General features: G+C 41.3%; 19 protein-coding genes. 16 read left to right on the forward strand and 3 right to left on the reverse strand.

Going from position 1 to position 19,846, the window contains the following annotated elements; translation table 11 throughout:
- The first annotated feature begins 65 nt into the window (after positions 1-65).
- Both DX873_RS09840 and DX873_RS09845 read left to right on the forward strand, forming a co-directional pair.
- Positions 66-485 carry a hypothetical protein gene (locus DX873_RS09840; protein WP_181899463.1) on the forward strand — a complete coding sequence of 140 codons (420 nt, stop codon included), beginning with the start codon at positions 66-68 and terminating at the stop codon, positions 483-485.
- A 45-nt stretch (positions 486-530) separates the two neighbouring features.
- Positions 531-1,475: a carbohydrate kinase family protein gene (locus DX873_RS09845; protein ID WP_116184275.1), complete on the forward strand. Its 945-nt coding sequence runs from the start codon at positions 531-533 to the stop codon at positions 1,473-1,475.
- Positions 1,476-1,484: 9 nt separating this feature from the next.
- Here the strand turns inward: DX873_RS09845 and DX873_RS09850 are convergent, their stop codons facing one another.
- Genes DX873_RS09850 through DX873_RS09860 form a run of 3 tightly spaced genes read right to left on the reverse strand, consistent with a single transcriptional unit; the run spans position 1,485 to position 4,260 of the window.
- Positions 1,485-2,621, reverse strand: a complete 1,137-nt coding sequence (locus tag DX873_RS09850) for an ATP-binding protein (RefSeq protein ID WP_116184276.1) — start codon at positions 2,619-2,621, stop codon at positions 1,485-1,487.
- Positions 2,618-3,376 (reverse strand): SDR family NAD(P)-dependent oxidoreductase, encoded by a 759-nt coding sequence (locus DX873_RS09855; RefSeq protein ID WP_116184277.1) that lies wholly within the window; start codon positions 3,374-3,376, stop codon positions 2,618-2,620. Before DX873_RS09855 ends, DX873_RS09850 begins: the two co-directional genes overlap by 4 nt.
- Before the next feature lie 11 nt (positions 3,377-3,387).
- Positions 3,388-4,260: an aldo/keto reductase gene (locus DX873_RS09860; RefSeq protein WP_116184278.1), complete on the reverse strand. Its 873-nt coding sequence runs from the start codon at positions 4,258-4,260 to the stop codon at positions 3,388-3,390.
- A 156-nt stretch (positions 4,261-4,416) separates the two neighbouring features.
- On the opposite strand from DX873_RS09860, the gene DX873_RS09865 reads away from it, so the two are divergent.
- The 14 genes from DX873_RS09865 (at position 4,417) to pheS (ending at position 19,844) form a co-directional block, all read left to right on the forward strand.
- Complete coding sequence (locus tag DX873_RS09865) at positions 4,417-5,418, forward strand: AAA family ATPase (RefSeq protein ID WP_116184279.1); 1,002 nt, start codon at positions 4,417-4,419, stop codon at positions 5,416-5,418.
- Between the two features lie 72 nt (positions 5,419-5,490).
- Entirely contained in the window at positions 5,491-6,357 is an 867-nt protein-coding gene (locus DX873_RS09870; RefSeq protein WP_116184280.1) for a DUF58 domain-containing protein, read from the forward strand.
- The gene (locus tag DX873_RS09875) at positions 6,354-8,018 is read left to right on the forward strand and encodes a BatD family protein (protein WP_232520892.1); all 1,665 of its coding nucleotides are present in this window, start codon (positions 6,354-6,356) and stop codon (positions 8,016-8,018) included. Before DX873_RS09870 ends, DX873_RS09875 begins: the two co-directional genes overlap by 4 nt.
- Complete coding sequence (locus DX873_RS09880; RefSeq protein ID WP_116184281.1) at positions 8,019-9,017, forward strand: vWA domain-containing protein; 999 nt, start codon at positions 8,019-8,021, stop codon at positions 9,015-9,017. It begins immediately after the preceding gene.
- Positions 9,018-9,020: 3 nt separating this feature from the next.
- Positions 9,021-10,067, forward strand: a complete 1,047-nt coding sequence (locus tag DX873_RS09885; RefSeq protein ID WP_116184282.1) for a VWA domain-containing protein — start codon at positions 9,021-9,023, stop codon at positions 10,065-10,067.
- Positions 10,060-10,938 carry a tetratricopeptide repeat protein gene (locus DX873_RS09890; protein WP_232520893.1) on the forward strand — a complete coding sequence of 293 codons (879 nt, stop codon included), beginning with the start codon at positions 10,060-10,062 and terminating at the stop codon, positions 10,936-10,938. The genes DX873_RS09885 and DX873_RS09890 overlap by 8 nt, the downstream gene beginning before the upstream one ends.
- Positions 10,938-12,719 carry a BatD family protein gene (locus DX873_RS09895; protein WP_116184284.1) on the forward strand — a complete coding sequence of 594 codons (1,782 nt, stop codon included), beginning with the start codon at positions 10,938-10,940 and terminating at the stop codon, positions 12,717-12,719. Before DX873_RS09890 ends, DX873_RS09895 begins: the two co-directional genes overlap by 1 nt.
- Before the next feature lie 2 nt (positions 12,720-12,721).
- The gene (locus DX873_RS09900) at positions 12,722-13,480 is read left to right on the forward strand and encodes a tetratricopeptide repeat protein (RefSeq protein WP_181899464.1); all 759 of its coding nucleotides are present in this window, start codon (positions 12,722-12,724) and stop codon (positions 13,478-13,480) included.
- 56 nt (positions 13,481-13,536) lie between these two features.
- Positions 13,537-13,845, forward strand: coding sequence for a hypothetical protein (locus DX873_RS09905; RefSeq protein WP_116184286.1), 309 nt, complete (start codon positions 13,537-13,539; stop codon positions 13,843-13,845).
- A gap of 81 nt (positions 13,846-13,926) precedes the next feature.
- Positions 13,927-15,507, forward strand: a complete 1,581-nt coding sequence (locus DX873_RS09910) for a SulP family inorganic anion transporter (RefSeq protein ID WP_116184287.1) — start codon at positions 13,927-13,929, stop codon at positions 15,505-15,507.
- An 11-nt stretch (positions 15,508-15,518) separates the two neighbouring features.
- The gene (locus DX873_RS09915; protein ID WP_116184288.1) at positions 15,519-16,145 is read left to right on the forward strand and encodes a carbonic anhydrase family protein; all 627 of its coding nucleotides are present in this window, start codon (positions 15,519-15,521) and stop codon (positions 16,143-16,145) included.
- Between the two features lie 110 nt (positions 16,146-16,255).
- Positions 16,256-18,112, forward strand: a complete 1,857-nt coding sequence (locus tag DX873_RS09920) for a SulP family inorganic anion transporter (protein ID WP_116184289.1) — start codon at positions 16,256-16,258, stop codon at positions 18,110-18,112.
- A gap of 18 nt (positions 18,113-18,130) precedes the next feature.
- Positions 18,131-18,856 (forward strand): ceramidase, encoded by a 726-nt coding sequence (locus DX873_RS09925; protein WP_232520894.1) that lies wholly within the window; start codon positions 18,131-18,133, stop codon positions 18,854-18,856.
- Positions 18,825-19,844 (forward strand): phenylalanine--tRNA ligase subunit alpha, encoded by a 1,020-nt coding sequence (gene pheS / locus DX873_RS09930; protein ID WP_116184290.1) that lies wholly within the window; start codon positions 18,825-18,827, stop codon positions 19,842-19,844. Before DX873_RS09925 ends, pheS begins: the two co-directional genes overlap by 32 nt.
- The last annotated feature ends 2 nt before the right edge of the window (positions 19,845-19,846 follow it).

Raw genomic sequence — 19,846 nt, forward strand, 5'->3', positions numbered from 1 at the left:
TTTTAATCCAACAAGCTCATTTTCCCGTATATACATAAATGTATATCCCCATGAAACCTTTTATCATGTTGCTTTTCCTTATTTTGACCCACTCCTGTAGCGATAGTGATCAAATAGCGATTACCGAATCCGTGCAAGAGGAAACCAAAGGAGATGAAAACCAAGAAATAATTGTAGATCAGCAGCTATTGGGACCAAACGAAATTGTACTTAGAATTAAAATTCTTGGCTCCGCTTCCCAAGGCAAAGAGATATGTGGACTTTCCAAAGAACACGTTTTTCATGTTGAGGTTATTGAAGTTGTAGAGTCTGGGGGAAGTGTATCCCAAAAAATTTCCAAAAACCATCAAATGGATGTCGCCTTTCTATTTCAACCTGAGCAATTTGAAGCCGACATCTCCTTGGAGGTAAAGGCTAAGGAAGGCTTGTGTCCAGATGCCTCTTCAACCTATTTCACAATAATTGAACACAAAATTTTGGAGTAGCCCACTTTTTCTCCTTACATTGGAATATTCAATTGTTCACTCAAAATGAGGAAAGTATTCTGTGTTGGGGAGTTACTAATAGATTTTGTTGCGGAAAAGCAGGGCAATGATCTTTCCAAGGCTACTGAATTCACAAAAAAAGCTGGCGGAGCCCCTGCCAATGTTGCATGCGCTATCTCAAAACTTGGAGGAAAAGGTGTTTTTATAGGCTGTGTTGGAGAGGACCCTTTTGGACAGTTTTTATTGGACACCTTAAGAAAAGAAGGAGTGGACATCTCACTTGCGCAGCGTTCCAAAATATTTACCACGCTTGCTTTTGTTTCGTTGGCAGAAGATGGTGAGCGGGATTTTGTCTTCAGTCGGGGTGCTGACAAGGAATTGGTTTATGACCCAACCCTTAGGAAGGGTTTTAACGGCAATCTATTGCATTTGGGTGCAGCCACTGCTCTTTTGGGAGGCTCTCTTGAGATGGCTTATGGAAAGTACCTTTTTGATGGTCTCACCAAAGAAATGTTCATAAGTTTTGACCCCAACTTTAGGGGAGATCTTTGGAAGGACAACGAGCCTCAGTTCATTAAAAAATGCATGCCCTTTGTTGAGAAATCACACCTCTGCAAATTCAGTTTGGAAGAAGCTCAATTGCTTTCTGGGAAAAAAGACCTTAATGAAGCCTGTGACTTCCTTCATGAGGTTGGCACCAAAATCATAGCAATCACTTTGGGGAAAGAGGGAACACTGGTCAGTGCAAATGGTCAGAAACAAATTGTCCCGAGCATAAAAGTTGCCCCCGTTGATACTACAGGGGCCGGAGATGCCTTTATCGGATGTCTTTTACAGCAAATTGCGGACCTTGGTAACTTTAACCGGGTGTTGGAAGATTTTGATCTCTTGACTAAAATGGTTGAGATGGCGAACAAAGCAGGGGCAATTACCACCACCGGCTACGGAGCAATCAGTGCCTTGCCCACAAAGGTACAATTAGAGGCCTAAAAACAAGCATTAGTTATACCTCACTTTCCTAAGGATTCTTTGTGATTCCTTTAGGGACTGATACACTTTTTCGCTGTGACCTTTTAATAACGGTCTTGCTTTTTCCATTTGCTCTTTGGCTTCTTCAAAACCATTTAGATAGCATATTAGGTACGTGGCAGGTAAATGCGTAAGATCCATCTGTTCCGATTCATTGAGCGCTATACTTTTTTCGAGCTTTTGCAAGAGCGTGTTGTTCGTATTGAATACGTGGTAAAGTGTTTTTTTATCGTACTGTGGAGGCTCAAAAACCAAATTACTACTAATAGTATACTTGCCGTTTTCTGAAAATGTAATTATCATTTCTTCCAATGGATAATACTTTTGCTGTGATCCCAAGCCCAACTGAACGTACTCCAGTGTGGTAAAAGAGTCATCATCATAGGTAATGGTGATTTCATCCAATGCTGAATAAAACAGTTTCACCTGCTCATTGATAAGTTCAATGTCCACTCTTGAATAGTAGATTTTGTTTCGTACTTTTTTTTGGTTACCGGCCCAACATACCACAAATTGCTCTTTAAAGACTTTATAGTCGCTGGTAAGGTCTGGGTGACTGTTGTTGATAAAATCGATTACAGCATCCAAGGTCATTTCAATATTGTTCTTGGCATGCTTCTCTATGGTGGCTACCGCTTCAGAATTAATGTCCTTGAGTTGAATATCAAATGCTTTGGGCAAGCTGATGCTTCCTTCCCTGAAGAAGACGGCACCTCCATAGTATTTCCAAATGTTCTTTCGAAGTGCGCAAACCTTTCCATTTGAACGTATAGTGACCAAGCCTACTACCTTTCCCTCAGGTAAATGGGGAAACGGAATGTTTTCATAAGAAATCAATGGCGGGTTATCCAAATACGCATTGACCAGATTCTGGATCTTACTGTCATCAAAGAAATCGACTCCAACAATTTTATTGTCTTCATCCTCTACACCGATTACAATAAACGAGCTGTTCTTTGGATTGCTGTTTGCGAGTGCGCAAACGTGTTTTAAGAATTTAGCCTTGCCTTCTTTTTCACCTATGGAAATAAATCGCTTTTTATCATAAAAGCTGTTCTCATCATTGTGCGCCAATAGATTTTTAACCAGTAGGCGTTTATTGATCATGGCTCTTTCTTCACAATGGTGCTACTGGCCTGCGCTGTTGGCATGACTACCAAATCGGCTATATTTACATGATAGGGTCTGGTGACCGCAAAAAGAATAATATCTGCTATATCTTCAGGCTTTAAAGGCTGATATCCTTTGTACACCTTTCCGGCTTTGTCGGCATCTCCTTTAAATCTAACTTCACTGAACTCGGTCTCTACCAAACCGGGATTTATAGCACCGACTTTTATGCCGTATGCATTTAAATCTATTCTCATTCCCTGGTTAATAGCATCCACGGCATGTTTGCTTGCACAATACACATTCCCTTTGGGATATACCTCTTTTCCCGCTGTGGAACCAATATTTATAATGTGGCCAGATTTGCGTTGAACCATTTGCGGCAAGATGGCTTTGGACATATACAACAATCCTTTTACGTTGATGTCCAGCATGGCATCCCAATCGTCTAGACTCCCTTGGTCAATGGGGTCCAATCCGTGGGCATTCCCTGCATTATTGATCAAGATATCAATTTCAGAAAACTCTTTGGGAAGGTTCTCCACAGCTAAAAAAACAGCTTCTCTATCCCTGACATCAAAATTGAGGGTATGGACTGCCTCTTTTCCCAAATTCTCTTGTAGTGCATCTAGTCGCTCTTGTCTGCGGCCACATAATATCAGGTTATATCCTTCTTTTGCAAATAACTCTGCGGTTGCCCTTCCAATACCACTGGTTGCCCCAGTAATCAATGCCGTTTTTTTCTTTTCCATATGTTTCCTTTCTAAGGCACCTCATGGCCCTGGCTAACAGCCAGTAAATCAAACCAATCTTGCAATTCCAAATCTATTTCAGATGCCTTGATGGACAATAAAATCCTATCCTTATTTGCCGTTCCAATAACGGGGTGGACCATTGCGGGATGTTTAAGCATCCAGGCCAAAAGAATTTGACTTTCCTCGGCTTCATATTTGTGAGCGAGATCCCGTAGCTTTTCCTTGATTCGCTTGGTTTGAAGATTTTCTTCGCGATAAATACTTCCAAGCGGGCTCCAGGCCATAGCCATGCGGCCATTGGCAATGCAGTCATCAAAAGCACCATCATACATAGGGGTATCATGGGTCAGGGAAAATTCCACCTGATTTGCGGCTACTGTAACGAATTTTTCCAACATTGCAATTTGCGATGGGGTAAAATTAGACACCCCAAAACGCTTTATCTTTCCACTTTCAACCAGGTGGGCCACCGCTGCCGCTATCTCTTCGGGTTCCATGAGCGGACTGGGCCTGTGCAAAAGAAACAGGTCCAAATATTCCGCATTTAATTTCTTGATGGACTCCTCGGCCGACCAAATTATGTAATCCTTGCTATACTCATAATGCTTTAGGCGATTCTTGCGCCCTGTTACCATCTGAATACCACACTTTGTAACCAACTGGACTGTCGATCTCTCAATTCCACTTTCCAAAAAGGCTTTGCCAAAATCACCCTCTGTGGTATAGTCCCCGTAAATATCGGCATGGTCAAAGGTAGTGAGACCGTGTTCAACACAATAGTTCATCAAATCGGCCATTTCCGGCCCGGAAAGCTTCTTCCCCCAACTTCCCCACGTCATGGTTCCAGAAATAATTCTGGAAAAATTATCAGTTTGCTTCATATGCGCTCAAAGTATAAAAATAACCCTTAAATCCTTCATAAAACTGGGGTTTCACGGATTTTTTTAACCATTAATTAACAGACCGTTTTTAAATTAATTTTCATTTTGCACTTCCTATAAAAATGCTCATATTAACACTTTACAATAAAGCTTTATATGGAAGAAAACACTACTATTGATATTAGTGCTGTGAATGAAAAAATTGCCCAGGAGAGTGCTTTTATTGATTTGCTCACAACGGAAATGAACAAGGCCATTGTTGGTCAAAGGCACATGGTTGAGCGATTGCTAATTGGACTGTTGGGCCAAGGACATATTCTTTTGGAAGGTGTGCCCGGGCTAGCTAAAACATTGGCCATTAACACGTTGGCAAAGGCCGTTAAGGGAAGTTTTAGCAGAATCCAGTTTACCCCGGATCTTTTACCGGCCGATGTCATTGGAACTCTCATCTACAACATGAAGGAAAATGACTTTTCGATAAAGAAGGGGCCCATTTTTGCCAATTTTGTGTTGGCTGATGAAATCAACAGGGCACCCGCAAAAGTTCAATCTGCTCTGTTGGAAGCCATGCAGGAAAAGCAGGTGACCATTGGTGATGAGACTTTTAAACTGGATGCGCCATTTTTGGTTATGGCTACCCAAAATCCCGTGGAGCAAGAAGGAACCTATCCGTTGCCCGAAGCACAGGTTGACCGTTTTATGCTGAAGACGATTATAGATTACCCAAAGCTGAACGAGGAGCAATTGATCATACGGCAAAATCTTAAAGGTGCCACAGAGCCTATTAAACCTGTGGTGACCCTTAAGCAGATACTAAGTGCCCAGCAAGCGGTGCGCGAGGTATACATGGACGAAAAAATTGAAAAGTATATATTGGATCTTGTGTTTGCCACGCGATATCCAGAGAAATACAATCTTGAAAATCTTAAGCCCCTAATCAGTTTTGGTGCTTCGCCTAGGGGAAGTATCAATTTGGCCAATGCCTCAAAATGCTATGCATTTATTAAAAGAAGGGGATATGTTGTTCCTGAAGATGTAAGAGCCGTTGTTCACGACGTCTTAAGACATCGTATCGGAATAACATATGAGGCAGAAGCTGAAAACATCACTTCAGAAGAAATCATTAACAAGATTGTAAACGAGGTAGAAGTGCCTTAGGGTTCAATATTTCTTGTTAGAGCGACTGACCAGCTTAATTTATAACAAGAGTACAATATTCCTTGAACCAAGATGGATACAAAAGAACTACTTAAAAAAGTACGTAAGATCGAGATAAAGACTCGCCGTCTGTCCGATCATATCTTTGGTGGCGAATACCATTCCGCTTTCAAGGGCAGGGGAATGACGTTCAGTGAAGTTAGACAATATCAATTTGGGGATGATGTAAGAACCATTGATTGGAATGTTACCGCGCGTTACAATGAACCTTATGTAAAAGTTTTTGAGGAAGAACGGGAACTCACCATGATGCTTATGGTGGATGTGAGTGGGTCTGAGCTCTTTGGAACCAACAAACAGTTCAAAAAAGAGGTAATCACCGAAATATCCGCAACTCTTGCTTTTTCCGCTCTACAGAACAATGACAAGGTAGGCTTGATTCTATTTTCTGATGAAGTGGAATTGTTCATTCCGCCAAAAAAAGGAAAAAGCCATGTGTTGAGAATCATTAGGGAGCTATTGGAGTTTTCACCTAAAAGCAGTCGCACCAATATTGCTGAAGCTCTTAAGTTTTTAACCAACGTACTTAAGAAAAAAGCAATCGTTTTTGTTCTGTCGGATTTTATTGCTGATGATTATGACAACACATTACGCATAGTGGGCAACAAACATGATGTTACGGGCATTCGAGTTTATGATGAGCGAGAAGAATCAATTCCAAATTTAGGAATGGTACAAATGGAAGATGCCGAAACAGGAACATTGCAACTTGTAAATACACGTTCCAAAAAAGTAAGGCTGGCCTATGGCCAGTTCCATAAAGAAAAAGTGGAATACTTTCAAGATTCGTTCACCAAATCGGGAAGTGGTGTAATTCATTGCCGGGTAGACGAAAGCTATGTAAAAAAACTATTGGGTTACTTCAAAAGAAGAGGATGATAGGGATAGAACGCATAAGATTATTTTTAAGACTGAGTGCTTTGCTTCCAAAGCAAGTTGCACTTTTGTGCCTTTTCCTTATCCCATTTCTTGGTGTTTCACAAAGTGAGCCCAGAATATCATCAGAAATAGATACCGCATCCATAAAAATTGGAGAGCAGGTTCAATATAAGATTACGGTTGAAGCTGATTCTACCGACTTGGTACATTTTCCAGAAGGACAAACTTTCTCTCCCTTGGAAACGGTTGAGGCCCTAATGATCGATACCACCAAAAACAATGACCGTGTCATCTTACAGCGAATCTATGCCCTAACCCAGTTTGACAGTGGTGCTTATACTATTCCTCCCCAACGTATTTCCATCAATGAGCAGCCGTTTTTTACTGATTCTTTTCGGATAAAGGTCGCCGACGTCGTGGTCGATACTACAAAACAGAAAATGTTCGACATAAAGCCGCTCATTCAAGTGGAGCGCAGTTACGCAAAGCTTTGGATGACGTTACTATGGGTTTTCTTGGCCTTGCTGATCGTAGGGGGACTGCTTTATTGGTTCGTTTTCAGGAAAAAACCTTTGACCGAAGAAGAAAAAGAAGCCTTGCTCCCTCCATATGACAGGGCCCTTTTGGAGCTCAAAAAATTGGAGAACTCAAGATACCTCATCCAAGATGAATACAAAAAGTACTATTCAGAACTTACCGGTATCGTTCGTTCCTATCTGGAGGAAGATGTAAATGTCTCCGCTTTGGAAAGCACCACCTCACAATTGATCACCAAACTGGAAATGCTCAAGGACGCTGGAGAACTCAATTTAGAGGATGATACCATAGAACAGTTTCAAAAAATTCTACAAACCGCGGATCTTGTAAAATTCGCCAAATCAAAACCTGCCCTCACAGTAGCGGAACAGGATAGAAAATTGGTGGAGCAAATTGTAGAAAAAACGCACGATGCGCTCCCTGAACCAACTGATGAGGAGCTCCTACAAAACGAAGAATATCTGGAAGAGCTCGCCCGGAAAAAACAGCGTAAAAGAATATACTGGGCCGCAGCCATTTTTGCCGGTTTGATTTTTCTTGGAGGTGGGCTTTCAATCGGCTACTATGGATATAAGCAAGTACGGGACACAGTCTTTGGTTATCCGACAAAAGATTTGTTGGAAGGGGAATGGGTAGCAAGCTCCTACGGATACCCTCCAATTGAATTGGAAACCCCTGATGTGCTTGTTCGGCAAGAAATAAAATTGCCTCCAGAGACCGAAGAGTTAATCAAAGAACTACAGACATTCAGTTATGGTAGTTATGTAGGGGTGTTTTCTGTGGCAACAAGTTCTGTTACGTACAAAGAACAGAACGAACCCAATTTTGAAGCTGCCATTGGGTCAATATTGACCACATTTGAGGGTGCTGGCGTTAAAAACATTATCACCAAACAGGAAGAGTTCGTTACCAAATCCGGGGTAAAAGGCCTAAAAACCTTTGGTACGGGGAACTTAAAGACTCCTTTGGACAATGATTCAAAAAAGGCCAAATACAATATCCTCACCTTTGGTGGAAAAGGCTTCATGCAGCAGGTGGTGATTACATGGGAAGAAGGTGATGATTATGCAGAAAAAATGGTGGCCAGGATATTGAACAGTTTAGATGTAAAAACACAGGTATAAATGTTTGAAAATATAGAATTTGCAAATCCTCAGTTTTTCTGGTTGCTATTATCGCTTCCACTGGCTTTGATTTGGTATCTTTTCAAACATAAAAAAGAAGTAGCTTCCTTAAAAATTTCAAGTGTTCGGGGGTTTTCAGTTAGTACGTTGGCGTCAAAATTAAGACCAGTACTTTTTGCATTGCGGCTATTGGCTTTGGCTTCCATCATTACCGCATTGGCCAGGCCCCAAATTGAAGATATTTCAACACGAACAAAGACCACCAAGGGTATTGACATAGTAATGGCCATTGATGTATCCTCCAGTATGTTGGCCCGTGATCTAAAACCCAATAGACTTTCCGCTCTAAAAGACGTTGCTGCCGATTTTATAAAACAACGCCCAAACGACCGTATTGGACTTGTCGGGTATGCGGCAGAGAGCTACACTAAAACCCCCATTACCAGTGACAAATCCATAGTATTGAATGCATTAAGGGAAATCACATACGGCGAATTGGAAGATGGCACCGCTATAGGCATGGGACTAGCCACCTCTGTAAACAGATTGAAAGAAAGCAAGGCAATCAGTAAAGTAATCATTCTCTTGACCGACGGAGTCAATAACTCTGGTTTTATTGAACCAAAGACCGCTGCAGACATAGCGGTGGAATATGGAATAAAGACCTACACCATTGGGTTGGGCACCAACGGAAACGCGCTCTCTCCTGTAACCTATAACAGGGACGGGACATTTCGTTACGGCATGCGCCAAGTGGAAATAGACGAAGACCTCCTCAAAGAGATTGCTGAGGTCACCGGAGGAAAATATTTTAGAGCTACCGACAATGAAAAATTGGAGGAAATCTATGATGAGATCAATAAGTTGGAAAAAACCGAAATAGAAGAGTTTAAATATTACAAGTACGAAGAAAAGTTCAGGCCGCTTATTCTTTTGGCAGGGGCTTTGTTGTTAATAGAATGGGCATTGCGAAATTCCATCTTTAAAAGCTTTATTTAGCATATGATTCAGTTTGATGAGAAAATATACTTTTACCTCCTGGCCATTGTTCCAGTAATGGTACTTGCATTTTTCTTTTTTCAGATCTGGAAGAAAAGAGCCCAGCGGCAATTTGCCGACTCAAGATTGCTGCGAAGATTGGCACCAAACCGGTCCAGTTTCAAATCGGCCGTTAAGTTGATTTTCCTTCTGGCCGGGCTTACCTTTCTTATAATCGGACTTGTAAACCCGAAAATTGGAACGAAGTTGGAAACCGTAAAGCGTGAAGGCGTGGATATCGTCTTTGCTGTGGATGTTTCCAAAAGCATGTTGGCCGAAGATATTGCACCCAACCGGTTGGAGAAGTCTAAGAGATTGGTGTCTGAAATCATCAATCAATTGGCAAGTGACCGAATAGGAATAATTGCCTATGCAGGACAAGCCTATCCCCAACTGCCTATTACCACGGATTATGGTGCGGCCAAAATGTTTTTGCAAAGCATGAACACGGACATGTTATCTTCACAAGGAACCGCAATTGATGCAGCCATAGAACTTGCCAGTACCTATTATAACGATGATGAGCAGACCAATAGGGTGTTGTTCATAGTCTCTGATGGGGAAGACCATTCAGAAAAGTCCACTATTGCAGCTGTTGACCTCGCCATAGAAAACGGCATCAGGGTCTACACCATAGGTGTAGGAAAGCCTAAAGGCGCTCCTATTCCTATCAAAAGAAATGGAGTGGTGGAAAGCCTGAAAAAGGACAGCCAAGGTGAGGTGGTCATAACAAGACTTAATGAGGCGGTTCTTTCAGAAATTGCCGATGAAGGAAATGGAGAGTACATTGATGGTTCCAATACGGAAAGAGCCGTAGAGTACATCAAAGAGGAATTGAACCAAATGGACAAAAAAGAATTTGAGGCCAAACAATTTGCCGAATACAAAGATCAATTTCAATGGTTTTTAGGTGCGGCGTTTTTATTTTTATTTTTGGACATTTTCGTTTTGGACAGAAAAACCCAATGGTTGAAAAAATTGAATCTATTTAATGAAAGCCATTATGAATAGATATAGATTGATATTGGTTTTACTTTTTCCCGGGCTTTCTCTTTTTGCCCAAGAGGAAATTGTTGATAAGGAGGCCGAAAAAGCTTTAAGAGCTTCAACAAACCTTACTTGGGAGGCAAACAAGGAGCTTTCATCCAACGATTTCACTACTGCTGAGTCTGAATACAGAAGGGCTATTTCCAAAAGCTCTAAAAATTCTACCGCCCCATTCAATCTGGGCAATGCCTATTACAACAGGGAGAGTTATGGCGAAGCATTTGGTCGCTACAAACAAGCTGGGGAAACAGCCGAGGAAAAACCGGGCAAGCACAAGGCCTTCCATAACATGGGCAATGTGTTCATGAAGAACAAGGAATATGAAAAGGCCGTTGAAGCCTACAAAGAAGCCCTTAGGAACAATCCCAAGGATGAGGAGACCCGTTACAATTTAGCTTTGGCCAAAAAAATGCTGGAAAAGGAACAGGACGAACAGCAGAATGACGATAATGAAGGGGGTGAGGACAACAAGGACCAGCAGGACCAAAAAGATCAGAACCAAGACCAGAATAATCAGGGGGACAATGAAAAACAGGATGAAGGAGAGCAAAATGAGGATGAGAACAAGGATAAGGGAGATGAAGGAGAAAACGGTGAAGATGAGCCTGAGGAGAATCAAAAAGGAGACGGAGACGAGAAAAAAGAACAGGAAAAAAAGCCAAATGAAGGCGACCAACCAGAAGATCAAAAACAGCAGCCCAAACCCAATGAGCTTTCAAAACAACAGATTCAGAATCTGTTAGAGGCCATGCAAAATGAAGAAAAGAAGGTGCAGGAAAAAATGGAGGCCAGAAAAGTTAGGGGTAAAAAAATTAAGAACGAAAAGGATTGGTAATGCACATTTTGAGGGGCAAATTCTTACTTACATTATGTAGCATCCTGCTAGGGTTTCTATCCTATGCCCAGGATGAAGAAGTTTCCTTTCAAATGAACCTGAGCAAAGAAAAGCTGGGAATCAACGAGCGTCTCAGGGTGGAATTTACCATGAACAAGGATGGGGATAACTTCAGCCCCCCTCCGTTTGAAGGTTTTAAAGTTGTCATGGGGCCCTCACAATCCATTAGTTCCTCATGGATCAACGGAAAACGTAGTTTTTCAAAGACCTATTCCTATATTCTTGTTCCAACGGCAAGAGGTAGATTCAACATTAAGCAGGCCACTATAGAAATTGAGGGTGAAGTATATAAAACCCTTCCAAAATCCGTGGAGGTGACCGCAGCAGTTGATAAGCCAAATGACCAAAAAACAGTGGACGATGTTGCAGATGAAAGTCTTCATTTGGTTGCCGAAGTTTCCAAAGGAAACCCTTATCTCAATGAAGCGGTAACCGTTATATACAAGTTATATGTTAGTCCCAGCATCAGTGTAACCAATTACCGCCCGTTGGATAATCCCAGATACAACAACTTCTGGAGCCAAGAAATTCCGGTGACCAAGCATACCGCACAAAATGGAACATACCAGGGAAAACCCTATCGTTTTGTGGTTTTAAAACGTGTGGTTCTTTATCCCCAGAAACCGGGGAAATTGGAGATTGAACCATTGTCTTTGGAAATTTTTGTGGACGTTCCCACCAACCGAAGGGATTTCTTTGGAGGGAGAATCTACACCCAAACCAGTAAGAATGTTTCGGCCGGAAGACGCACCATCAATGTAAAACCCCTTCCAGAAAGTGGAAAACCTGCAAATTTTGGCGGTGCTGTTGGCGATTTTACCTTTTCTGTTAACGCAAGCAAGGCACAGCTGAATGCATCAGAATCGCTTCAGGCTAGGGTAGAGGTGTCAGGAAAAGGAAATCTCAAGCTTTTCCAATTGCCAGAACCCGAGCTCCCCAGCGCACTTGAAGTATATGACCCTGAGTTTGAAGAAAGTGTGCGCACCTACAGCTCTGGAATGGAGGGCAAGGTGGCAAATAAATACACCATAGTACCCTCGTTCAGGGGAAAATATCCGATTCCTAGCATTTCATTTAGTTATTTCAATCCAAAAACCAGAAAATACGTCACCCTCAATTCTGAAGAAATCAATATTGAAGTGCTTGAGGGTCCAACACGTTCGTCTGATGACACCAATTTAAGCGGCACACCGAATAAACAGGTTGTGGTACAAGCCGGAAAGCAATTTCATTTTATAAAGCTGCGGCCCAATCTGACCAACATTGGGACAGATTACTTTTTTGGATCTAAAACGTTCTATTGGTTGTTGTTTGCTCCATTGCTGTTAATCCCACTGACCATTTTCTCATTTAAAAAGAGAGAAGCAATTGCTGGAGATGTTGAGGGAAATAAAATCAAACAAGCCAACAAGCTTGCCAAAAAATACCTTTCAACCGCCAAGAAAGAATTGGGTAACAAAGAGGCCTTTTATGTTGCCTTGGAAAAAGGACTTCATAACTATCTGAAGGCAAAATTAAAAATAGAGACTTCAGAGTTCAGTAAGGAAAAAATAACCACAATCTTGACGGAAAAAGGTGTTGGAGAGGAAGATGTGGAAGGGTTCATTGCACTATTGAAAAGCTGTGAAATGGCACGCTATAGCCCATTTTCCAATGTGCAAATGCAAAACGACTATGACAAGGCCAGTGAGGTAATTTCTAATTTGGACAAGAACTTATGAGCATGAAATCACTGATCGTACTTATTTTTTCCTTCTCATCGTTCATTGGGTTTTCCCAAAACAATGACTTGTTCACTAAAGCTACCGAACACTACAACCAGGGAGAATTCTCAAAAGCTATAGAAAACTACGAGCAAATCCTTAAAAATGGAAAACATTCTTCAGAACTCTACTTTAATCTGGGGAATTGCCATTATAAGCTCAATGCAATAGGACCAAGTATTTACTACTATGAAAAAGCCCTGTTGTTAAGTCCTAATGACAGCGAAATTCTAAATAATTTAGGCTACGCCCAGAACATGAGACTCGATGCCATTGACAAATTGCCCAAAACAGAAATTGCGCAGGCGTATAGTAGCTTGGTTAATCTTCTGTCTTTTGATCAATGGGCCTATTCGTCGGTTGTTCTCGTTGTTTTGTTTGTGTTGGGTTATCTAACATACTTTTTTCTTCGCAATGCCAATCAAAAAAGAATTGCGTTCATCGGCAGTATATTCTCTTTGGCCTTGGGTACGTTATGTGTTCTCATGGCTTACCTGCAATACCAGGAATTCAAAAATTTCAATCCCGCCATTGTTTTTAGTAAAGAAGTAAAAATCTCATCTGAACCAAATGATAATAGCGAGGTCATATTTTCGCTTCACGAGGGCACCAAAGTCAACGTCATGGACCAATTGAACGAGTGGAGCAAAATTAGAATCGCAGACGGACAGACGGGCTGGATGAAAAACAACAACATTAAACTGTTGAAGTCCTTTTAAATATTATTTAACAATAACTAACAGCTTTACTATTATTTTTGTCACAAAACAGACCAATGCTTAAGACTTTTGCATTTCCTCTTGTTGCACTCATGCTAATATTTTCCATATTGGCTCCTTCCATTATAACCTTAGTGGATAGGGATTGTGCAATTGTTGCATTGGTGGACAAGAATGATGAAGAAAAAAAACAAGACAAAGAATCTGAAAAGAAGTTCAGTGAAAAGGACTTGTTTTTAGGCAAAATAGAAACTTCAAGCAATTACTTTCTTCAAGGGAAGAAATCGGTACAAAAAGGTTACATTCTCAAACATTCCGATTACAAAGCGGAAATTCTACTCCCTCCGCCAGAACAATTGATTTAACAGCCAGACTTAATTAAAAAATCAATTTTTCACTCGTCTTCAACAGAAAAAAATAGTTGAGGGCATATTTAATCTTTTATCATGTTCAAGTATATAAAAAATGACTTGCCAGCCAGTATTGTGGTATTTTTTGTTGCGCTACCACTCTGTCTTGGTATTGCACTTGCCAGTGGGGCACCATTATTTTCAGGCTTAATCGCCGGAATTATAGGTGGAATAGTAGTTGGAGCCTTAAGTGGTTCCCAAATTGGGGTCAGTGGTCCAGCTGCTGGACTTGCTGCTATTGTATTGACAGCCATCGGAACACTTGGAGGTTTTGAGAACTTCTTGGTCGCCGTAGTGCTTGGAGGTCTCATCCAAATTTTGTTCAGCATATTGAAAGCCGGTATTATCGCTTACTATTTCCCGTCATCTGTAATTAAGGGAATGCTTACGGGTATTGGTATCATAATCATCCTGAAACAAATTCCGCATTTTTTTGGTTATGATTCAAATCCTGAAGGAAGTTTTGCATTTATGCAACTAGATGGAGAAAACACTTTTAGCGGAATTATTAGCACTTTTAAATCCATCAGCCCTGGAGCAACGCTTATTGCCACAGTGGCCTTGGCCATACTTATCCTTTGGGATAAAGTACTGACCAAAAAAGCTAAAATATTTACATTGATACAGGGGCCATTGGTAGCAGTGGTACTTGGAATTTTATACTTTGTAATTACCAAGGACAACGAAGCGCTGGCCATTTCCAAAGACCATTTGGTCACTGTTCCAATTCCAGAAAGCATGGAATCTCTTGGCACATTGTTGAGCTTTCCAAATTTTGCTGTTATCGGAAACTCCGAGATTTGGGTCACGGCCTTCACCATTGCATTGGTAGCCAGTTTGGAAACCTTGCTTTGTGTAGAAGCCACGGATAAACTAGACCCCTACAAAAGAACTACACCAACCAACAAGGAGCTATTTGCCCAAGGGGTTGGAAATACCATTTCTGGACTGGTCGGGGGGCTTCCTGTAACCCAGGTTATTGTTAGGAGTTCCGCAAACATTCAATCTGGAGGAAGAACCAAAGCCTCAGCCATTATCCATGGATTCTTTTTGTTGATTTCTATTATCCTTATTCCAAAATTGCTAAACATGATTCCGCTATCAGTATTGGCGGCTATCTTATTCATTGTAGGATATAAATTGGCAAAACCTGCCCTTTTCAAAAAGATGTACACTCTTGGATGGAAGCAATTTGTTCCCTTTGTGGTAACAGTACTCGGAATAGTTTTTACTGACCTTTTGGTTGGAATTGGATTGGGATTGGGAGTTGGTATTGTGGTCATCCTTATCAAAAGCTACCAAAACTCACACTTCCTTCATATTGAAGACAAAAGTAATGGCGTTCATAAAATCAATATGACCTTGGCCGAGGAAGTTACTTTCTTTAATAAAGGTGCCATCTTAAAAGAGTTGGATAGTCTTCCTGAAAATTCATATCTTCAGTTGGATGTGAGAAAGACCCGATTTTTAGACAATGATATTGTTGAAATCCTTGAGGATTTTTCCGAAAAGGCTAGAAATAGGAACATCAACATCAAGCTGATATCAGAACGTGGGGAGGTAGAAAACCCAGACAGTTATATCAAATTTTTCAAACTAAGACCAAAATCTGCTTAAAACAATATATTATGATTACACAAACAAAAGAGACCCAGGCGGCGTTAACTCCAAATACAGCTTGGGAACTACTAAAAGAAGGTAACAAACGTTTTGTTGACAGCAATCAAGCTGATCGTAACTTGTTGGAACAAGTCTCGCAAACAGCTTCCGGACAATTTCCATTTGCTACCATATTAAGCTGCATTGATTCCCGTGTATCCGCCGAACTTATCTTTGATCAAGGGGTTGGAGATATTTTTAGTGCCAGGGTGGCCGGAAATATTGTGAACGAAGATATTTTAGGAAGCATGGAGTTTGCATGCAAACTGGCAGGAACCAAAATCATAGTAGTCTTGGGGCATACCGCTTGTGGAGCTGTAAAAGGCGCTTGTGATGATGCCAAAATGGGAAATTTAACTGAGCTTTTGAGCAAGATAAAGCCTGCGGTCAATGCCGTTTCTGAACCTTCAAACGAAGAAGAACGGAACTCCAAAAATATTGGGTTTGTAAACGCTGTTGCTGAAAAAAATGTACAGCTGACCATTGATAATATCAGGGCTCAAAGTTCTGTATTAAAAGAAATGGAAGACAACGGAGAAATCCTGGTTGTTGGGGGCATGTATGATATTTCTACAGGAAAAGTGCATTACATGTAACTAAATCCATTCTTAATAGAACAAAAGGCCAGTGTTTAACATTTCATTGGCCTTTTTTAGTTTTTTAAAATTGCTATCTTAACAGCACTACTATTAAAAACCGCTCTGGTATGTTTAAACATTTTAGAGGTGACTTATTTGGGGGTATCACCGCAGGAATTGTAGCGCTTCCCCTTGCATTGGCTTTTGGTGTAAGTTCAGGGCTTGGACCAAGTGCCGGACTCTACGGGGCCATCTTCATTAGTTTTTTTGCTGCCCTTTTTGGCGGAACAAATACACAGATTTCTGGACCTACAGCTCCAATGACCGCCGTAAGTATGGTAATCATCGCGGGAATATTGGCTGTGCACGATGGGGACATTCCAAAAGCACTCCCAATTATATTGGCCGTGTTCCTTTTGGCGGGACTAATGCAGATCGGATTGGGGCTAATCGGTTTGGGAAAGTATATCAAGTATATTCCATATCCTGTGGTTTCTGGTTTCATGACAGCAATTGGAGTTATCATCTTGGTTACACAAATTCTTCCTGCTGTTGGATACTACCCAAAAGAAGATGTTGAGTATGTAAGCCAGTTTAAAGCAATCGCTGAAGAGGAAATCTTGGAAAATATCCTAAAAGAAGAAGCTGGGGAGGGTATTCTAGTATTGGAGGATTTTGAAGAGACCATAAGAAGAGCTGGTCAGATTACAGAAGAAGATATGCAGAAAGAAGCCAAAACTTTAGCAGCCAGCGATGCTTCTGGAGTGATTGGCACCATAAAAGTATTGCCTAGGGCACTACAAAATATAAATTGGTTAGAACTAGGACTGGCACTGGCCACGATAATAATTATCTATGGGTTTAAAAGAATTACAACAGCAGTGCCAAGTACTTTGGTGGCCTTAATTGTGGTATCAGGAGTCGCCTTTGGATTTGGACTTGACTATAGGCCTATTGAGGAAATCCCAAGTGGGCTTCCTATTCCAAACCTTGAAATTTTTACAAAATTTAGTATTGCATCCATTACTCCATACTTCTTTACAGCACTTACCCTTGCTTTGTTGGGAGCAATAGATTCTCTATTGACCTCCGTTGTGGCCGATAATATGACCCAAACCAAACACAAACCTAATAAGGAGCTTGTAGGACAGGGAATTGGTAACAGTATTGCAGCCTTTTTTGGTGGAATTCCAGGTGCTGGGGCCACTATCCGAACTGTTGTAAACATCAATTCTGGAGGTAAGACCAGGCTATCCGGAATGATAGCAGGTATTTTGTTGCTGGTCATTCTTCTAGCGTTGGGACCTGTGGCTTCTCAAATCCCGGCAGCCGTACTGGCGGGAATTCTGGTTACCGTAGGTATCGGTGTAATGGACTATAGAGGCCTAAAGGCAATTCCGTATCTCCCAAAGGACATCAAGCTGGGGCCATTAAAACTCAGCTCAGAGGTCATCATTATGTTGGTGGTTCTTGTACTTTCCTCAGTATGGAATTTGGTTTATGCGGTGGGAATTGGTTTAGTGATAGCCTCCCTTATGTTCATGAAAAAAATTGGAGATCTTACCGCTAAACGTTCCGATGTGAAACCCTTAAACGAAGAAGCATGGGCGGATGAGAAGGATTTCCCGAGGAAATTGAAGGAAGAGGTCTTCATCAAACACATTAAGGGGCCATTATTTTTTGGTTCTACCAGCGAATTTCAGCAATTGGCAGAACAAATACCAGATACGGCCACTCATGTAATCATAAGAATGGACCGTATGCAGTACATGGACCAGTCTGGTCTTTATGCCATGGAAGATGTGCTTCAGGATCTAATCAAAAATAATGTTACCATACTAATGGTAGATATTCTGGACCAGCCAAGATATATGATGGAACGTATCGATATTATCCCTGATTTGGTTCCTAAAGAGCATATTTTCCCCGATTTCAAGGGTTGTATGGACTGGGTCGAGGAAAATGTGGAAGATATTTATCCTTGATCAGCTTAAACATCAACCTTGAACCGAATTCTATTTCTGCAGAAGTTCCCCAATGATTCTGGTCCAATCTATTTGGAGACCTTGGAGGGAAGGTTCCCGGTTGAACCTTTTAACACCTACAGCAACTTAGTTTTTCTGGCCATCATAATTTATTGGGGCATCAAGGTTTACAAAAATCCAAGACAACATATTTTCCTGGCCTGGGTAATTCCTGTTATTGCAATTAGCTACGTTGGAGGAACCATTTATCACGCCACCCGAAGCCATGAATTTTGGTTAAGACTGGATTGGATGCCCATTATGTTATTGTGCATTGCACTAATGATATACTTCATATTTAAATTAGTGGCCATATGGTGGCAAAGAATACTGGTTATCGTTCTTTTACTGACCGCTTCCGTCGTTCTGCGTATGCTCCCAATCCCAGCTTCTCTCAGGATATCTATAGGGTATACCATTACTGCCCTTACCATACTCTTCCCAATAGGCTGGTATCTTTATAAAACTAAGGGAGAAGGGCTTCTATGGGTAGTTATGGCCTTTAGTTTTTTTGCAATGGCGATTTATTTCCGGTCCATAGATCTTTCACAAACTTCCTTTCCCATGGGAACGCATTGGTTATGGCATTTCTTTGGTGGTGTTGCAGTACATTTTCTTATAGCCTACATATTCAGGGACAATTTGTTAAATTTGCCTCCCAATAGCTTTGACAATGATCGAGACGATAAAAGAACATTTGGCTGAAGTAGAGCAATTCACTTCATCCTCTAAGGATGAAATTGAGGCCTTCCGAATTAAATATTTAGGAAAAAAAGGACTGCTCAACGAATTCTTTGCAGAGTTCAAAAACGTGCCAAATGGGGAGAAGAAAGAGTTTGGACAAGTAGTAAACCAACTTAAGAATGCGGCAACCGAAAAGGTAAACTCGCTTAAGGCTGCCTTGGAGAATCAAGCTGGATCAGCTGGCAAATATGGTGATCTTACACGCCCTGGAGAGCCAATTCAGTTAGGAGCCAGACATCCTATTTCCATTGTTAAAAACCAAATTATTGATATTTTCTCTCGTATTGGGTTCAATGTTTCTGAAGGACCTGAAATTGAGGATGATTGGCATAATTTCACTGCTTTGAACCTACCTGAATACCATCCAGCAAGGGACATGCAGGACACTTTCTTTATACAGACAGACCCGGATATCTTGCTCCGGACGCACACCTCATCTGTTCAGGTGAGGTACATGGAAAAAAACAAACCGCCAATTAGGACCATTTCTCCTGGAAGGGTATACCGGAACGAAGCAATTTCTGCCCGCTCCCACTGTTTCTTTCACCAGGTGGAAGGTTTATACGTGGACAAGAATGTTTCCTTCGCAGATTTGAAGCAGACATTGCAATATTTTACCTCCGAAATGTTCGGAAAATCCAGGATTCGCCTACGCCCCTCCTACTTCCCATTCACGGAACCCAGTGCCGAAGTAGATGTGTACTGGGGCCTAGAGACCGAAACGGACTATAGGATGACCAAGGGAACAGGCTGGTTGGAAATCATGGGGTGCGGTATGGTGGACCCCAATGTGCTTAAAAATTGTGATATAGATCCAGATGTATATTCAGGTTTTGCCTTTGGTATGGGGATAGATCGAATAGCGCTGTTGCTACATCAAATTTCTGATATCCGTTTATTGAGTGAAAACGACGTAAGGTTTTTAGAGCAGTTTAAATCCGCTTTTTAAGC

This window comes from Flagellimonas nanhaiensis, assembly GCF_003382275.1.
Taxonomy (GTDB): Bacteria; Bacteroidota; Bacteroidia; order Flavobacteriales; family Flavobacteriaceae; genus Flagellimonas; species Flagellimonas nanhaiensis.

Excerpts from the sequence above, each read along its gene's own strand:
- DX873_RS09865 (WP_116184279.1), top strand. The coding sequence starts at position 4,417 with ATGGAAGAAAACACTACTATTGATATTAGTGCTGTGAATGAAAAAATT.
- DX873_RS09890 (WP_232520893.1), top strand. The coding sequence starts at position 10,060 with ATGAATAGATATAGATTGATATTGGTTTTACTTTTTCCCGGGCTTTCT.
- DX873_RS09920 (WP_116184289.1), top strand. The coding sequence starts at position 16,256 with ATGTTTAAACATTTTAGAGGTGACTTATTTGGGGGTATCACCGCAGGA.
- DX873_RS09900 (WP_181899464.1), top strand. The coding sequence starts at position 12,722 with ATGAAATCACTGATCGTACTTATTTTTTCCTTCTCATCGTTCATTGGG.
- DX873_RS09910 (WP_116184287.1), top strand. The coding sequence starts at position 13,927 with ATGTTCAAGTATATAAAAAATGACTTGCCAGCCAGTATTGTGGTATTT.
- DX873_RS09840 (WP_181899463.1), top strand. The coding sequence starts at position 66 with ATGTTGCTTTTCCTTATTTTGACCCACTCCTGTAGCGATAGTGATCAA.
- DX873_RS09860 (WP_116184278.1), bottom strand. The coding sequence starts at position 4,260 with ATGAAGCAAACTGATAATTTTTCCAGAATTATTTCTGGAACCATGACG.
- DX873_RS09870 (WP_116184280.1), top strand. The coding sequence starts at position 5,491 with ATGGATACAAAAGAACTACTTAAAAAAGTACGTAAGATCGAGATAAAG.
- DX873_RS09845 (WP_116184275.1), top strand. The coding sequence starts at position 531 with ATGAGGAAAGTATTCTGTGTTGGGGAGTTACTAATAGATTTTGTTGCG.
- DX873_RS09905 (WP_116184286.1), top strand. The coding sequence starts at position 13,537 with ATGCTTAAGACTTTTGCATTTCCTCTTGTTGCACTCATGCTAATATTT.
- DX873_RS09875 (WP_232520892.1), top strand. The coding sequence starts at position 6,354 with ATGATAGGGATAGAACGCATAAGATTATTTTTAAGACTGAGTGCTTTG.
- DX873_RS09885 (WP_116184282.1), top strand. The coding sequence starts at position 9,021 with ATGATTCAGTTTGATGAGAAAATATACTTTTACCTCCTGGCCATTGTT.
- DX873_RS09915 (WP_116184288.1), top strand. The coding sequence starts at position 15,519 with ATGATTACACAAACAAAAGAGACCCAGGCGGCGTTAACTCCAAATACA.
- DX873_RS09895 (WP_116184284.1), top strand. The coding sequence starts at position 10,938 with ATGCACATTTTGAGGGGCAAATTCTTACTTACATTATGTAGCATCCTG.
- DX873_RS09850 (WP_116184276.1), bottom strand. The coding sequence starts at position 2,621 with ATGATCAATAAACGCCTACTGGTTAAAAATCTATTGGCGCACAATGAT.
- DX873_RS09880 (WP_116184281.1), top strand. The coding sequence starts at position 8,019 with ATGTTTGAAAATATAGAATTTGCAAATCCTCAGTTTTTCTGGTTGCTA.
- DX873_RS09855 (WP_116184277.1), bottom strand. The coding sequence starts at position 3,376 with ATGGAAAAGAAAAAAACGGCATTGATTACTGGGGCAACCAGTGGTATT.
- pheS (WP_116184290.1), top strand. The coding sequence starts at position 18,825 with ATGATCGAGACGATAAAAGAACATTTGGCTGAAGTAGAGCAATTCACT.